Annotated in this window: 2 protein-coding genes; one reads left to right on the top strand and one right to left on the bottom strand. The window is 67.3% G+C overall.

The annotated features are described in order from the left end of the window. The first annotated feature begins 225 nt into the window (after positions 1-225). Positions 226-612 (top strand): Rv0313 family protein, encoded by a 387-nt coding sequence (locus B8W69_RS29465; RefSeq protein WP_085293148.1) that lies wholly within the window; start codon positions 226-228, stop codon positions 610-612. A 14-nt stretch (positions 613-626) separates the two neighbouring features. On the opposite strand, the gene B8W69_RS29460 is transcribed toward B8W69_RS29465, so the two are convergent. After that, positions 627-1161 (bottom strand): DUF3060 domain-containing protein (locus B8W69_RS29460; protein WP_110882107.1); only part of this gene is annotated, 535 nt, incomplete at its 5' end.

Here is a 1161-nt window from a genome sequence, read left to right as displayed (position 1 = left end):
GCGGTGGCGGCGCCCGCGCCCCCGCCGGCCGCACCGGCGCCTGCGCCCCCGCCGGCCGCACCGCAGGTGCCCCGGCAGCCACCGATGACGATGTACCTGCACTTCCCGTTCGTCACGGTGCCGATTCCGATCAACCCGCCGCCGCCGCCCGGCCAGTAAGCACGTGGCAAACGCTGCCGACTGAGCGCACACTGGCAGTTACGGCACGAGCGCCTAGGAGGTCGCGTGGGCGAGCACAGTGGATTCGGATTCGACCCCGACGAGTTCGATCGAATGATCCGGGAGGGCAGCGAAGGGCTGCGCGACGTGTTCGAGCGGGTCAGCAAGTTCGTGGCCGCTCCCGGTGGCCGGACGGGATGGTCCGCCGTTTTCGAAGACCTGTCGCGACGCCCGCGCAGTGCTCCGGAGACCGCCGGCGAAGCCGGTGATGGCGTGTGGGCCATCTACACGGTGGACGCCAACGGCGGCGCGCGCGTCGAACAGGTCTATGCGACTGAACTCGACGCACTGCGGGCGAATAAGGAGAACGTCGATCCCAAACGCAGGGTGCGCTTCCTGCCCTATGGCATCGCGGTCAGCGTCCTGGACGACGACGCCGAAGAGCCTGCCTAGCAGCCGTTTTCGGCTCAGCCCTGCTGCACCACGTTTGAGCCGCCGGAGTTGCTGATCTTCGGCGCGCCGGAGTGGTAGGTGACCTTGTTGTCGAAGCCGGAGGCCTCGATGCTGTCGACGGCCTCGACGGTGACCGAATTCTGTACGCCGGACACCGACAGGCTGGTGCAATGCCCGGTGATCGTCACCGTGTTGGAAACCCCACTGACGCTGACGATGTTGTCATTGCAGGCGATGGTCCGGTTCTCGTTGATGCCGGCGACGCTGAGCTCGGTGCCCGGCGGTGCGGCGGGTGACGTCGACGGCGAAGGTGAGTTCCTGCGGGAGGTCGACGGGCCGGGATTCGTCGAAATGCTTGGCGGGCTAGACGTTTTGGAGATATTCGGCGGTGTGGCGATGATCGACTTCACGCCGGAAAGCTGGTGTGCGGCAAAGGCCGCGATGCCACCCGCGAGGGCCAGTATGCCGATGACGACGACCGTGCCGAGGATCCACCAGGTGCGGTTGCCGGAGGGACGTTGCTGGGGTGGGCCACCGTAGGTCCACGGG

Origin of the sequence: Mycolicibacterium vulneris, assembly GCF_002104765.1 — a bacterium.
GTDB lineage: Bacteria > Actinomycetota > Actinomycetes > Mycobacteriales > Mycobacteriaceae > Mycobacterium > Mycobacterium vulneris.
The sequence above is the reverse complement of the archived record's forward strand: the minus strand, read 5'-3'. Positions and strand labels throughout refer to the sequence as shown.